At 70.1% G+C, this 12,052-nt stretch carries 13 protein-coding genes; 7 read left to right on the top strand and 6 right to left on the bottom strand.

Annotated elements, in window-relative coordinates; genetic code table 11:
- Positions 1-8 precede the first annotated feature (8 nt).
- The 4 genes from G8A07_RS26175 to G8A07_RS26160 are packed head-to-tail and all read right to left on the bottom strand — an operon-like array spanning position 9 to position 3,614.
- Positions 9-1,016 carry an ABC transporter substrate-binding protein gene (locus G8A07_RS26175; RefSeq protein ID WP_195794833.1) on the bottom strand — a complete coding sequence of 336 codons (1,008 nt, stop codon included), beginning with the start codon at positions 1,014-1,016 and terminating at the stop codon, positions 9-11.
- Positions 1,017-1,051: 35 nt separating this feature from the next.
- The gene (locus tag G8A07_RS26170; RefSeq protein ID WP_195794832.1) at positions 1,052-1,744 is read right to left on the bottom strand and encodes an HAD family hydrolase; all 693 of its coding nucleotides are present in this window, start codon (positions 1,742-1,744) and stop codon (positions 1,052-1,054) included.
- Positions 1,741-2,502: a 5'/3'-nucleotidase SurE gene (surE, locus tag G8A07_RS26165; RefSeq protein ID WP_195794831.1), complete on the bottom strand. Its 762-nt coding sequence runs from the start codon at positions 2,500-2,502 to the stop codon at positions 1,741-1,743. Before surE ends, G8A07_RS26170 begins: the two co-directional genes overlap by 4 nt.
- A gap of 8 nt (positions 2,503-2,510) precedes the next feature.
- A complete protein-coding gene (locus G8A07_RS26160) occupies positions 2,511-3,614 on the bottom strand; it encodes a porin (protein WP_195794830.1) in 1,104 nt (367 codons plus the stop codon).
- A 373-nt stretch (positions 3,615-3,987) separates the two neighbouring features.
- Between G8A07_RS26160 and G8A07_RS28220 the strand changes: the two genes are divergently transcribed.
- From G8A07_RS28220 to G8A07_RS26125, 7 genes are all read left to right on the top strand, one after another.
- Positions 3,988-4,671: an energy transducer TonB gene (locus G8A07_RS28220; protein ID WP_195794829.1), complete on the top strand. Its 684-nt coding sequence runs from the start codon at positions 3,988-3,990 to the stop codon at positions 4,669-4,671.
- 46 nt (positions 4,672-4,717) lie between these two features.
- Positions 4,718-5,476, top strand: coding sequence for a MotA/TolQ/ExbB proton channel family protein (locus G8A07_RS26150; RefSeq protein ID WP_195794828.1), 759 nt, complete (start codon positions 4,718-4,720; stop codon positions 5,474-5,476).
- Positions 5,477-5,501: 25 nt separating this feature from the next.
- Entirely contained in the window at positions 5,502-5,921 is a 420-nt protein-coding gene (locus G8A07_RS26145) for a biopolymer transporter ExbD (protein ID WP_195794827.1), read from the top strand.
- Positions 5,922-6,046: 125 nt separating this feature from the next.
- Positions 6,047-8,302 carry a TonB-dependent siderophore receptor gene (locus G8A07_RS26140; protein ID WP_195794826.1) on the top strand — a complete coding sequence of 752 codons (2,256 nt, stop codon included), beginning with the start codon at positions 6,047-6,049 and terminating at the stop codon, positions 8,300-8,302.
- Between the two features lie 108 nt (positions 8,303-8,410).
- Positions 8,411-9,094, top strand: coding sequence for a Fe2+-dependent dioxygenase (locus tag G8A07_RS26135; RefSeq protein ID WP_195794825.1), 684 nt, complete (start codon positions 8,411-8,413; stop codon positions 9,092-9,094).
- Positions 9,091-10,218, top strand: coding sequence for an alpha-hydroxy acid oxidase (locus G8A07_RS26130; protein WP_195794824.1), 1,128 nt, complete (start codon positions 9,091-9,093; stop codon positions 10,216-10,218). Before G8A07_RS26135 ends, G8A07_RS26130 begins: the two co-directional genes overlap by 4 nt.
- Positions 10,219-10,415: 197 nt before the next feature.
- Positions 10,416-10,835, top strand: a complete 420-nt coding sequence (locus tag G8A07_RS26125) for an SWIB/MDM2 domain-containing protein (RefSeq protein WP_195794823.1) — start codon at positions 10,416-10,418, stop codon at positions 10,833-10,835.
- Positions 10,836-10,907: 72 nt separating this feature from the next.
- On the opposite strand, the gene G8A07_RS26120 is transcribed toward G8A07_RS26125, so the two are convergent.
- Positions 10,908-11,303 carry a response regulator gene (locus G8A07_RS26120; RefSeq protein ID WP_195794822.1) on the bottom strand — a complete coding sequence of 132 codons (396 nt, stop codon included), beginning with the start codon at positions 11,301-11,303 and terminating at the stop codon, positions 10,908-10,910.
- Positions 11,304-11,325: 22 nt separating this feature from the next.
- A complete protein-coding gene (locus G8A07_RS26115) occupies positions 11,326-11,928 on the bottom strand; it encodes a 2-hydroxychromene-2-carboxylate isomerase (protein ID WP_195794821.1) in 603 nt (200 codons plus the stop codon).
- Positions 11,929-12,052 lie beyond the last annotated feature (124 nt).

The raw sequence follows: 12,052 nt of genomic DNA, 5'->3' as shown, positions 1-12,052 counted from the left end.
TGCCGCCCTCAGCCGCCGAACAGCGCGGCGAAGCGCTTGCGGTCCGCCTCGGCATTGCCCAGCAGCCGCTCGGGGCTGACCGGCAGGAACTTCAGGCTGGCCGCGGCCGGGTAGGCGGGCGGCGGCTTGACGCCCGGCTGCAGCGGGAAGTAGCCCAGCGCACTGGCCTGCTGCTGGCCCGCGGGCGAGATCAGGAAGTTCACGAAGGCCTCGGCCGCCGGGACGTTCTTCGCGCTGTTCAGGATGGCGACCGGTTCGGTCACATAGGCCAGACCCTCGGCGGGCGCGACGAACTCGACCGGCGAGCCCTTGGCCTTGGCGTTCAGGGCCATGAAGTCGACCAGCACGCCGGCCATCTTCTCGCCCTGGGCCACCTGCTGCAGCACCGCGCCGTTGCCGCGCACCGCGCTGGCGCCGTTGGCCTTCAGCGCCTCGATGTATTTCCAGCCCAGGCCGGCCTGCTCGGCCCAGGCGCCGACCGCGATCGCGGCCGCGCCGGAATACAACGGGCTGGGCATCACGACCTGGTTCTTCAGCGCCGGGTTCAGCAGGTCCTGCCAGCCGCGCAGCTTGACCGGGGACTTGGCATGCTGCACCAGGCCGATCGTGATCAGCTTGGTGCCGACATAGGTGCGCTCGGCGTCGAAGAACTCGGCCGGCAGGCCGACGGTCTGCAGATTCCTCATGCGCGCCAGCCGGCCCTCGGACTTCAGGCTTTCCATGGTCACCGCGTCGGCGATCAGCAGCACGTCGGGGCGCGGCGCGCCGGCGGCGATCTCGGTGCGCAGGCGGTTCACCACCTCGGTGGTGCCGGAGCGGAATACCTGGACCTTGACGGCCGGATGGCGCTTGTTGAAGGCGGCGATCGTCTCCTTCATGTCGCGTTCGGGCTGCGAGGTGTAGAGCACCAGCTCGCCGCTCTGCGCCTGCGCGCCGATCGCGGCGGCCAGCAGGCCCAGCAGCAGGATGGCGCGGCGCGGCGCGGCCGGGAGGAAAGGGAGGAGGCGTGCGGTCATAGGGTTTTCCCGTGGCAGTGTGTGATGTTTGGATGTCAGACCGATGACAGCGGCGCGGGGGCAAGCAGCAGGTCCACCGCCGCGGCGAAGTCGGCAACCAGGTGCAGCCGCGGCGGCGCCGGCTCGGCCTGCAGGGCCAGCAGCTCCTCGCGCCGGCCGTACCCGCGCGTCAGGCAGATCACCGGGCAGCCGGCGGCCCGGGCGGCGCGCACGTCGTTGCCGGAGTCGCCGACCAGGGTCAGGTCTTGCGGCGCCAGGCCGAGGCGTGCGGCGGCCTGGCGGAGCATGGCCGGGTCGGGCTTGCGCGCGCCGGCGGTGTCGGCGCCGATCACCGCGACGAAGCGCTCGGCAATGCCCTGGGCGCGCAGCAGGGCCTCGGCCTGGGCCTGCAGCTTGTTGGTGGTGCAGACCAGCGGCAGGCCGGCCGCGGCCAGGCGCGCCAGCCCGGCGCGCACCTCCGGGTAGAGGGCGCTGCCGGCCGCGCGCTGCCGGTAATGCAGCTGGAAGCGCGCCACCAGCGCCGGCGCCTCGGCGGCCGGCCGGCCGGCCGCGGCCAGCCATTGCGCGATCAGGTGGGCGCTGCCCTGGCCGGTATGGGCCTGGACCCGGTCGCGCTCCCAGGCCGGCAGGGCCAGGTCTTGCGCCAGATCGGCCAGCGCGGCGCTGATCTCGCCCATCGTGTCGGCCAGCGTGCCGTCCAGGTCGAGCGCGGCGGCTTGGATCTTCATCGCGCCGGCTCGCTCAGCCAGGCGCGGGCCCGCTGCAGCGCCGCCAGGTCGCAACGCGAGGTGCTCAGCGGGGTCAGCGCGATCAGGCCGGCGGCCACGGCGGCGAAGTCGCTGCCCGGCTCGACCAGGCCGGGGCCGAAATCGCCCAGCCACAGGCCGGCCGCGCCGCGCGGCGCCAGCGCCGGCAGCGCGCCGGCGGGGGGGCGGCGCCGGCCCTGGTGGGCCAGGGCCAGGCCGCGCTGCGGGCCGGCCGGCAGGTTGATGTTCCACAGCGGCGCCTGCGCGAACAGGCCGCGGTCGAGCAGCGCCAGCACCGCGGCCGCGCCGGCCTCCAGCGCCGTCTCGCCGGCGGGGGCCGACAGCGCCAACGCCGGGCAGCCGAACAGCGCGGCCACGCTCGCGGCGCCGACGGTGCCGGAGTAGAGCAGGTCGTCGCCGAGGTTCTCGCCCTTGTTGATGCCCGACAGCACCAGCTCGGGCGGCCCGCCCAGCGCCGCCTCCAGGCCGGCGATGCCGCCGCTGAGGGCCAGGTAGACGGCGTCGGCCGGCGTGCCGGCGACCGCCCAGCTGGGCCGGTCCGCATCGACCGCGCGCACGCCGACCGGCCTCTCCAGGCTGATCGACTGCGCGGCGCCGCTGCAGTTGCGGTCCGGCGCGACGCAGGCCAGCCGGCCCAGCGGCGCGGCCGCCCGCGCCAGCGCGGCCAGGCCCGGCGCATGCAGGCCGTCATCGTTGACGATCAGGATCCGTCGTTGCATCGCGCGGCTCAGAAGCTGTGGCGCATGCCGACCATGACGGCCGAGGGATCGAAGCCCGGCGCGACATTGGCGGTCTTCAGCGCGCCGTTGGTCGCGGCATCCAGCAGCAGGTACTGGGCATTGGCCTCGTTGCTGCGCTTGGACAGGCCGGCATAGACCATGCTGCGCTTGCTCAGGCTGTACTGATAGCCGAGCGCGACGATGCTGGTGTCGGCCTTGGCCAGCACCTTGTCCTGCAGCTGGCCCCAGCCCAGCAGCACGCGGTGCGCGCCCTGGGTGTACATCAGGCTCAGCGCGGCGGAGCGCTGGTCCAGGCGCTCCAGCGCGCCCTTGCCGGTGCCGGCGTCGCGTTTGGCGCTGCCGCCCTGGGCGAACAGCTGCCAGTCGCCCAGCTTGTAGCTGGCGCCGAAGGCCTGCAGGGTTTCGGGTCGGGCCAAGGCGGACGGGGTGTTGGTGGCGCCGTTGTTGCGCAGCACCGCCCATTGCAGGTCCAGGCCGGAACCGCTCCAGGCCAGGCTGAGGCTGCCGATCGAGCCGGCGCTGCCGCGCACGCCCTCGCCCGAGCTTTCGCCCGGTGCCCACAGCGCCTGCAGCGCGAAGCCGTGCAGCTTGGGACTGATGTACCAGAGGCCGTTGTCGACCCGCACATACTGGCTGTTGTGGCGCGCGAACACATTGGAGCTGGGGTTGCCCAGCATCAGGCCGTCGAAGGCGTCGGTGGCGGCGGCGGCGCGCCACAGCGGGGTGGTCTGGCGGCCCAGCTCGACGCTGCCGAAGTCGCCCGATAGCGCGACGATGGAGCGCCGGCCCCAGGCGCGACCGCCCTGGGCGAATACGCCGGAGTCGGCCAGGAAGCCACCCTCCAGATTGGCCGAGGCCTTGAGCCCGCCACCCAGGTCCTCGGTGGCGCGCAGGCCGATGCGGCTGCCGGCGGCGCCGCCGCTGACCACGCTGGAGATGCGGCCGGCGCTGCTGTCATCGATGCGCAGACCCAGGTCGAGCAGGCCGTAGAGCTGCACCTGAGGGGCCTGGGCCTGGCTGGCCGGGGCGGCAAGGGCGGCGGCCAGGGCGAGGGCGAGCGGGCCTGGGCGGGAGGCGAGAGGGAAGGACATGGGGAAGGACTTTCGCGACGGTGGCGGAATGCCGGGCGGGGACCCGGCGCGGAACAGCCGCGATTAAAGAGAGGCCCGGCGCTCTTGAACCGGTGCAGTCGGTCCGCCAGCGCGCGGACAGTCCGCTCGGGCGCCCGGTGCAGTCGTCATCTGCTTGTCAAAAGCGGATCCGGGCGGCTGTTGCGTTGTTGCATCGCATCAAACCCCGCTTTGTTGGTCGCCAATAAGAATTGTTCGCATTAATGTTACGATTACCACCGCTGTGAACCCTGGTGCGTCTTTGCGCGCAAGTCCCGTGACTCAAGCCTCACTCACCGCCGATTCGAGCGGTTCCCTTCCCTCCGCCAGCCCCGTCGCGCCGAAGAGCCGCGCGGTGCTCAGCGCCCCCCCGCGGCCCGGCCAGACCGATGAGCTGGGGCCGGTGGCGCGTCGCGCGCTGACCGGTGGCGTGCTGGCGGCCCATGTGCTGGGTGGCTGGGCGCTGCTGCAGGTCGATGCGGTGCGCCAGGCCGTCGTCGAGGCCGCACCGATCATGGTCAGCCTGATCCAGGCGCCGGAGCCGCCGAAACCGACCCCGCCTCCGCCGCCCGCGCCGCAGCCGGTCAAGCCGCGTCCGGCGCCCGCGCCGGTGATCGCCGCCGCGCCGTCGCCCTCGCCGGCGCCACCGGTCTTCGTGACGCCCGCGCCCGATCCGGTGCCCGCGCCGGTGGCCGCCGTGCCCGCGCCGCCGGCCCCGCCCGCACCCGTGGCGCCGCCCGCACCGCCGGCACCCAAGCTGATCCCGCCCAGCGCCGTGCGCTACGTGGTCGAGCCCAAGATGACCGTGCCGCTGCTGTCGCGCCGCCTGGGCGAGCAGGGGCTGGTGCATTTGCGCATCGTGGTCGATGCCCGCGGCCTGCTGAAGGAGGCCACGATCCGGAAGTCCTCCGGCTTCGCCCGCATCGACCAGCAGGCGCTGCAGGACATCCGCAGCGCGCGCTTCGCTCCCTATACCGAAAACGGCCAGCCCATCGAATGGGAAACCACGGCCCTGCTGTCCTACGAGCTGGATCGCTGATCCTCCTCCGACGACTCCCGCGACTCCTCTTCTTTCTCTCTACATCATGGACGCTACCGCTGCAGCCGCCACCGCCAACTTCGGCTTTGGCCATTTCATCGCCCAGGCCGACGCCGTCGGCAAGTTCCTGTTCGGCGTGCTCGTCGTCATGTCGGTGGCCTCCTGGGCCCTGATCGTGGCCAAGGGCCTGACCCAGTACCTGCGCGGCAAGCGCAGCACCGCCTTCCTGGACTTCTTCTGGAACGCCCGCTCGCTGGATGCGGTGCAGGCCGAGCTGAGCACCCATGGCGCGCGCGACCCCTTCTCGCATCTGAGCGCCCATGCGCTGCACGCCCAGGCCCACCATGCGCGCCACGGCGCCGCGCGCCTGGCCGAGGCCGGCACCGCCAACGATTTCATCACCCGCACCATCAAGAAGGTGCTGGACGAAGAGACCACGCGTTTGGAATCCGGCCTGACCACCCTGGCCACGATCGGCGCCACCGCCCCCTTCGTCGGCCTGTTCGGCACGGTTTGGGGCGTCTACCACGCGCTGCTGGCGATCGGCATGAGTGGCTCCGGCACCCTGGACAAGGTGGCCGGCCCGGTCGGCGAGGCGCTGATCATGACCGGCGTCGGCCTGGCCGTCGCGATCCCCGCGGTGATGGCCTACAACGCCTTCACCCGCAGCAACCGCGTGCTGGCCGCGCGCCTGGATGCCTTCGCCTACGAACTGCACAGCTTCCTGACCCTGGGCGAGGCGCCCGGCGCCGCGGTGCAGCAGGGCCAGGGCAATGTGCGCACGCTGAAGCCGGCGAACGCCTGAGCCGCATCAGCAAGGAGCCCGAGCCATGGCATTCGCTTCCTTCGACAGCAAACGCGGCGGCGCGCCGGTGGCGGAGATCAATATGGTCCCGCTGATCGACGTGATGCTGGTGCTGCTGGTGATCTTCATCGTCACCGCCCCGCTGCTGACCCATGCGGTCAAGCTGGACCTGCCCAAGGTCAGTTCGCAGGCCAATGAGCTGAAGCCCGAGAAGGTCGAGTTCGCGATCGACGCGGCCGGCGACCGCTTCTGGAACGGCGAGGTCGTGACCCGCGCCGAGGCCCAGGCCCGCTTCGCGGCCGAGGGCCAGAAGCCGAACCAGCCCGAGGTGCATCTGCGCGCCGACCAGAACGTCGCCTACCGACTCGTCGCCGAAACCCTGGCCGACGCGTCCAAGGCCGGCCTGACCAAGGTCGGCTTCGTCAGCGAGCCCGAGCGGCCCTAGTTCTCCCGCTGTCCTACATCTAGGCGGCCAAGCCACCAGCCCCGCGCTGCAGCCAGGTCGTCCGGGCAGCGCCATGCCCGTCCGTTTCCTAGCCAGTTCAACACAAGCAAACAGGAGTCCTCCCCATGACCCGTCGTAAAACGCACAAGCCCGCCGTCCAGGCGCGGGCCGCCGCCACCCTGCTGCCCCTGGGCGCGCTCGCCGCCGGCTTCGGCCTGGCCTCGGCCGCGCTGGCCCAGACCGCCCCGGCCGCCGAGCCGGCCAAGACCGAGACCGCGCTGCCCGTGGTGCGCGCCAAGGCCAGCACCGAGCGCGCCGGCAAGGACGACTACCAGGCCACCGAGACCCGCATCGGCAAGGGCAAGCAGGAACTGCGCGACATTCCGCAGTCGGTGACCGTGGTGACCGAACGCCTGATTGATGACCGCAACCTCGACACCCTGAAGGATGCGCTGAAGAACACCGCCGGCATCTCCTTCCAGGCGGCCGAAGGCGGCGAGGAAGACATCCGCCTGCGCGGCTTCTCGCTGCAATCCACCGGCGACATCTTCATCGACGGCATGCGCGATCCGGCCTTCTATGAGCGCGACACCTTCAACTACGACCGCCTCGAAGTGCTGCGCGGCTCGGCCTCGATGCTGTTTGGCCGCGGCTCTACCGGCGGCGCGGTGAACCAGGTCAATAAGCTGCCGCTGCTGATCAACCAAGGCGAGGTGGCCGTCACCGGTGGCCAGGGCGGCTATTTCCGCGTGGTCGGCGATGCCAACATGAAGACCGGCGAGGATGCCGCCTTCCGCGTCTCGACGATGGTGACCGAGGCCGACAACCGCGGCAACAAGATCAGCAAGCAGGGCGTTGCGCCCAGCTTCCGCTGGGGCATCGGCACGGCCGACGAATTCCTGGTCAGCTTCTACTACCTGGACAACAACAACGGTGTGCACTACGGCATGCCTTGGCTGACCCCAGGCCCGACCAAGGGTGGCGACCGCCTGATCCACATCGACCCGAAGAACTACTACGGCGCCGCCAGCGACTACAGCAAGTCCAGCGTCGCCTACGGCACCATCGGTCATGTGCACCGCTTCCTGGATGGCGGCGAGCTGCGCACCCAGTTCCGCGCCGCGACCTACGATCGCGACCTGCGCGCCAGCGCGATCCGCTTTGCCGGTGCCGCGTCGCAACCGGACCGCAAGGCCGTCACTTCCGACACGATCAGCAATGCCACCGTGCTGACACGCGGCAGTCAGGCCAAGATCCAGGACATGGATACCCAGTACCTGCAGAGCGACTACAGCGGCAAGTTCGGCTGGTTCGGTCTGAAGCATGACGTGACCGCGGGCCTGGAGCTGGCGCATGAGGATTTCAAGAACTACGGCGTGCCCGCGCTGGCCAAGCCGACGACCACGATCGGCAACCCCAACGACGGTGGTTCGGCCAACGAGGCTGCGCGGCCCGTCACCTTGAATCGTACGTTCGACGCCAAGGGGCAGGCGGCCTATGTCCAGAACCTGCTGCAGCTGACCCCGCAGTGGAAGCTGCTGGGTGGCCTGCGCTGGGATCGCTTTGAGGGGACGTACCACAACATCGCGGTCAACCCGGGTAACAACATTTGCGGCGTGCCGGTTGCGGCCAAGGTCAGTCGCAGCGACTCGCTGTGGAGCAAGCGCGCGGGCGTGCTGTTCCAGCCTACGGCGGCACAGTCCTATCACTTCTCCTACGGCACCTCGTTCAATACTTCGGGCGATACCTATCAGTACGACGCCGGTACGGCCAATGTCGATCCCGAGTCCAGCCGCAACATCGAACTGGGTGGCAAGCTGGATTGGGCCGAAGGTCGCTATACGACCCGTTTCGCGTTGTTCCGCGCCACCAAGTACAACGAGCGCAACCGCGACTCCGAGACGGTCAATGCCTGCAACTACGTGCTGTCGGGCGAGCGTCATGCCTCCGGTCTGGAGTTCGACATTGCCGGCCGCATCACGCCCGAATGGGAGATCTTCGCTTCGTATGCCTACATCCCGAATGCCAAGGTGGACAAGGCCAGCGCTGCCGCCGCTGCCGGCGAGGCCGTCGGTTCGCGTCCCGGCCTGACCCCGCGCCACAGTGGCACGATCTGGACCACCTACAAGGTGACGCCGGCCCTGCGTCTGGGTCTGGGCCTGAACGCGCGCAGCGGTGACACGCCGCAGCTGGCGCCGGCCACGTGGGCGCCGAAGTTCATCACCGCCGACCTGATGGCCGAGTACACGGTGGACAAGCTGAGCTTCAAGGCCAACCTGACCAACATCAGCAACAAGCTGTATGCCGACATGCTCTATCGCGGCCACTACATCCCCGGCAAGGGGCGTGATCTGCAGATGACGGTCGCCTACAAGTTCTGATCCAGCGCACGAGCCGGCTCCGGCCGGCTCGCTAAACTTCTCTCCAAAGAGGCCTTTGTTGGCCCGGGGCGGTGCTCCGGGCCTTTTTTGCATGAGGATGCGCCGTCCATGCTGCTGAAGATCGAACAAGTCCTGACCCCCGAGGCGCTGGCCCGGGCGCAAGCGCTGTTGCGCGAGGCCGCGTGGGAGGATGGGCGCCAGACCGCCGGGTCGCAAGCCGCCCGGGTCAAGAACAACGAGCAGCTGAACCCGGCTGGTGCCGAGGCCCAGGCGCTGCAGCAGCTGGTGCTGCAGGCGCTGGAGCGGCATCCGATCTTCTTCTCCGCCGCGCTGCCCAAGCGCGTGCTGCCGCCGATGTTCAATCGCTACGGCGGCGGCGCCAATGCCTATGGCCCGCATGTCGACCAGGCGGTGCGCTACCTGCCGGGCGGTCAGCAGCGCGTGCGCACCGACATCTCCTGCACCCTGTTCCTGGCCGATCCCGCGGACTATTACGGCGGCGAGCTGGTGGTGCAGGACACCTTCGGTGAGCAGCGCGTCAAGCTGGCCGCCGGCGACATGATCCTCTACCCCGGCACCAGCGTGCACCAGGTCGCGCCGGTCACCCGCGGCGCCCGCCTCGCCAGCTTCTTCTGGATCGAGAGCATGGTGCGCAGCGACGAGCAGCGTCGCCTGCTGTTCGAGATGGACATGAGCCTGATGCGGCTGCGCGCCGAGCATGGCGAGTCCGAGGCGACGGTGCAGCTGACCGGCACTTATCACAACCTGCTGCGCATGTGGGCGGACACATGAGTACGACGCCCGGACTCATGCCGCTGCAGCAGATCCCGGCCGACGTCGTCAACCTGGCCGATTTCGAGCCGCATGCGCGCGCGCGCATGAGCGAGCAGGCCTTCGCCTATCTGAGCGGTGGCGCGGCCGATGAGCGAGTGCTGCAGGCCAACCGTGCGGCCTGGGATGCGCTGCGGCTGTGGCCGCGCGTGCTGCGCGACCTCTCGGGCGGGCATACCCGCATCAGCCTGCTGGGGCGCGAATGGCCGCAGCCGGTGCTGCTGGCGCCGATCGCCTATCAGCGCCTGGCCCATCCCGACGGCGAGCTGGCCAGCGCCTATGCCGCCGCGGCGCAGGGCGCCGGCCTGATTCTCAGCGCCCAGGCCAGCGTGCCGATGGAGCCGGTGGCGCGCGCGGTGCTGGACGAGCCGGGCCGCGGTCCGCTGTGGTTCCAGCTCTACTGGCGCGACGACCGCGTCTTCATGGCCGAGCTGCTGCGGCGCGTCGAGGCGGCCGGCTTCGAGGCCCTGGTGCTGACCGTCGATGCGCCGGTGCATGGCGCGCGCGATCGCGAGCGGCGCGCCGGCTTCAAGCTGCCGGACGATGTGCGCGCGGTCAATCTGGGCGGCTTGAAGAAACCGCTGAATCTGGCGCCCGGCCAGAGCGCGATGTTCGACGGCCTGATGCCGCGCGCGGCCACCTGGTCCACCCTGGACTGGCTGCGCGAGCACAGCCGCCTGCCGCTGCTGCTCAAGGGCGTGGCCCATCCGGACGATGCGCTCGAGGCGCAGCGCCGCGGTGTCGCGGGCCTGATCGTGTCGAACCATGGCGGCCGCACGCTCGATGCGCTGCCCGCCACCGCCGAGCTGCTGCCGGTGCTGCGCGCCGCGGTCGGCGCGGGTTTCCCATTGCTGGTCGACGGTGGCATCCGGCGCGGCACCGATGTGCTGAAGGCCCTGTGCCTGGGTGCCGATGCGGTGCTGCTGGGGCGGCCCTATGTGCACGCGCTGGCGGCGGCCGGTGCGCTCGGCGTGGCCCACGCGCTGCGTCTGCTGCGCGACGAACTCGAGATCGCGATGGCCCTCAGCGGCTGCAGGGAAACGCGCGAGGCGGGCCCGCAGATGCTGTGGCCATCGCGGATTTGATGCACGGCCGCGACAAAGAGCGCATCAATAGGGGCGATTTGGGGTCTTCCTCCCCTATGAAAGCCTTCTCAATGCGATAGGTGCGCAGTACCATTGCCTGCGCTAGGTGCCAGAGAGATTGAAGGCTGTGCAGCGATGTTGTACGCGACCTTCGCCCGGACCCGGCACATCAACAACCTTTGATGGAGAGAATCGAAATGGCAACTGCGAAGAAGGCCGCGCCCGCCAAGAAGGCGGCAGCTCCGGCCAAGAAGGCCGCTCCGGCCAAGAAGGCGGCAGCTCCGGCCAAGAAGGCCGCGCCGGCGAAGAAGGCAGCCCCCGCTAAGAAGGCTGCACCCGCCAAGAAGGCCGCCGCACCCGCCAAGAAGCGCACTCCCAACGCCGCCTTCATGAAGGCCATGACGCCCAGCGCCGCGCTGGCCGCCATCGTCGGCGCAGCCCCGCTGCCGCGCACCGACGTGACCAAGAAGGTGTGGGAGTACATCAAGAAGAACAAGCTGCAGGACGAGGTGCAGAAGCGCGTCATCATCGCCGACGCCAAGCTGAAGGAGATCTTCGGCAAGGCCAAGGCCGACATGTTCGAGATGACCAAGCTGATCAACAGCCACCTGAAGTGATGCATCGTGAAGCGGTGCGCTCCCAGCGCACCGCTTCAGTGCCAAGCCCGGCATCGCCGGGCTTTTTCTTTGCTAGCGCGGCGCGAAGTCCTGCAGTGCCTGCGCCAGCCGCAGCACGTCGATCGGCTTCAGCCAGTAGTCGCAAAAGCCCGCCGCGCGCGCGGCCTGCACCTGCTCGGGCAGTGCGTCGGCCGACAGCGCGACGCAGGGCGGGAGGGCATCTTGGCTTGTTTGCTCAGCGAGGCGCGCCAGCAGTTCCAGCCCGTTCATGTCGGGCAGGTTCATGTCGATCAGCAGCAGGTCGGGGCGGCGTTCGGCAACGGCCAGCAAGGCCTGGCCCCCGTCCTCGACGCAGTCCAGGGTCCAGCCCGGCGGCAGGCGGCGGAACACCTCTTCCATCAGCACGATGTTGAGGCGGTCGTCCTCCACGTAGAGGACATGGCGCGGGGTTTCGGTAGGTAGGGGCACGGTCACGACTTCTGCAAACCTCTCAGGCCTGCGGGCCCAGCAGGCGGCGGCGCAGGAAGTCGAGCCGGTCCTGGCCCCAGAAGATCTCGCCGTCCACCACATAGCTCGGCGCGCCGAACACGCCGGCCTCGATCGCCTGGCGGGTGTACTCGGCATAGCTGGGCCGCTGCGCCTCGATCTCGTGAAGCCGCGCGCTGGCCAGGCCCTGCTCGGTCAGCAGGGCGGCCAGCACTTCGGGGTCGGCGATATTGCGCTCCTCGGCCCAGACCGCGGCCATGATGGCGCCGGCGATCTTCAGCGCGGCGGCGCTGCCATCCTGCCGGTCCACCGCGATGATCAGGCGCGCCGCGGCATCGGCCGAGACGGGGAAGAAACGCGGCTGCGGGTTCAGCGGCAGGCCCAGCCATCTGCTGTAGCGCTGCAGCTCCAGCAGGCGGTAGGCCTGGCGCTGCGGCGCGCGCTTGGCCAGCGGCAGGCCGCCGGAGACCGGGAACACCTCGCCCAGATCGACCGGCCGCACCCGCACCGCGGCGCCGCTCTCGGCCAGCAGGGCGCACAGGCGCGCGTGGCCGAGATAGGTCCAGGGCGATTGCGGGGCGAGGTAGTAGTCGACAACGGTGCTCATGAGGTCTCCGAGGGGCGGCGTCAGTCTATCCGCGTGCGGTGTTGTGCGAATCGTGACCCATCCGTGACATATGCCCGCGCCCAACTCCCGTGCCTGGGGGGGGGCTGGCGCCCAGGATCTCGGT

It is taken from the genome of Roseateles sp. DAIF2 (genome assembly GCF_015624425.1).
Classification (GTDB): domain Bacteria; phylum Pseudomonadota; class Gammaproteobacteria; order Burkholderiales; family Burkholderiaceae_C; genus Kinneretia.
This window is presented reverse-complemented; position numbering and strand designations above follow the sequence as displayed.

What these genes read in the sequence shown, in the direction of transcription:
- G8A07_RS26175 (WP_195794833.1), bottom strand. Translation starts at nt 1,016, where the DNA reads ATGACCGCACGCCTCCTCCCTTTCCTCCCGGCCGCGCCGCGCCGCGCC.
- G8A07_RS26170 (WP_195794832.1), bottom strand. Translation starts at nt 1,744, where the DNA reads ATGAAGATCCAAGCCGCCGCGCTCGACCTGGACGGCACGCTGGCCGAC.
- surE (WP_195794831.1), bottom strand. Translation starts at nt 2,502, where the DNA reads ATGCAACGACGGATCCTGATCGTCAACGATGACGGCCTGCATGCGCCG.
- G8A07_RS26160 (WP_195794830.1), bottom strand. Translation starts at nt 3,614, where the DNA reads ATGTCCTTCCCTCTCGCCTCCCGCCCAGGCCCGCTCGCCCTCGCCCTG.
- G8A07_RS26150 (WP_195794828.1), top strand. Translation starts at nt 4,718, where the DNA reads ATGGACGCTACCGCTGCAGCCGCCACCGCCAACTTCGGCTTTGGCCAT.
- G8A07_RS26145 (WP_195794827.1), top strand. Translation starts at nt 5,502, where the DNA reads ATGGCATTCGCTTCCTTCGACAGCAAACGCGGCGGCGCGCCGGTGGCG.
- G8A07_RS26140 (WP_195794826.1), top strand. Translation starts at nt 6,047, where the DNA reads ATGACCCGTCGTAAAACGCACAAGCCCGCCGTCCAGGCGCGGGCCGCC.
- G8A07_RS26135 (WP_195794825.1), top strand. Translation starts at nt 8,411, where the DNA reads ATGCTGCTGAAGATCGAACAAGTCCTGACCCCCGAGGCGCTGGCCCGG.
- G8A07_RS26130 (WP_195794824.1), top strand. Translation starts at nt 9,091, where the DNA reads ATGAGTACGACGCCCGGACTCATGCCGCTGCAGCAGATCCCGGCCGAC.
- G8A07_RS26125 (WP_195794823.1), top strand. Translation starts at nt 10,416, where the DNA reads ATGGCAACTGCGAAGAAGGCCGCGCCCGCCAAGAAGGCGGCAGCTCCG.
- G8A07_RS26115 (WP_195794821.1), bottom strand. Translation starts at nt 11,928, where the DNA reads ATGAGCACCGTTGTCGACTACTACCTCGCCCCGCAATCGCCCTGGACC.